This window comes from Oleiphilus sp. HI0043, assembly GCF_001634935.1.
Map to the genome: position 1 here is coordinate 1 of NZ_LWEY01000771.1, position 634 is coordinate 634.

General features: G+C 45.6%; 1 pseudogene. It reads left to right on the forward strand.

Annotated elements, in window-relative coordinates:
* Positions 1 to 634: pseudogene (locus tag A3729_RS32660) on the forward strand (C4-dicarboxylate ABC transporter); the annotation flags it as partial.

Sequence of the window (634 nt, forward strand, 5' to 3'; positions counted from 1 at the left end):
CCATGGGTGCTGTGGTTTATCAGGAGTTGAGGCGTGTTGGTACTCGGCGTCAGCTTGCACTGGCGGTCACCGCAATGACCGGAAGCTCAGGCGTTGTATTAAGGCCCTGCCTGTTGGTAATCGGTATTGCCATTCTCAACAAAGAAGTCTTGAGTGATGATTTGTTTTATTGGGGAAGCCGGGTTTTCATGCTAACGCTTGCAGTGTTTTTTATGTTTGCCATGCTGACTCGACGTGGGCCTTTAAGCATCGCACCTTTTAGCGAAGCATTTCAGCCTTCTATTACAAAGTTTCGAGCACTGCTTCCTTATATCATCATTATTGCGCTCAGCATGTTGATTTACGCCGTATTGTTGAATGCCTATCTTGATGAATTTTCAGCCCCGATTATCCTCCCCGTTATTATGTTCGCCTTTATTATTTATGAACGTAAGTTCAGCCGGGACTTTGAGCAGCAAAATAAGACCTTGAATGTTAGCCCCAATATCGTATCGGCGTTTAACAATGCTATTGGCAATTCTTCGGTGCAAATTGGCGCGCTACTGATGCTAATGGCTTGCTCTTTTACGATTGGCGGCATTCTAGAACGGAGCGGTAGTGGTTTATCCATACCCGAAGGCTTTGAGTCAGTTTA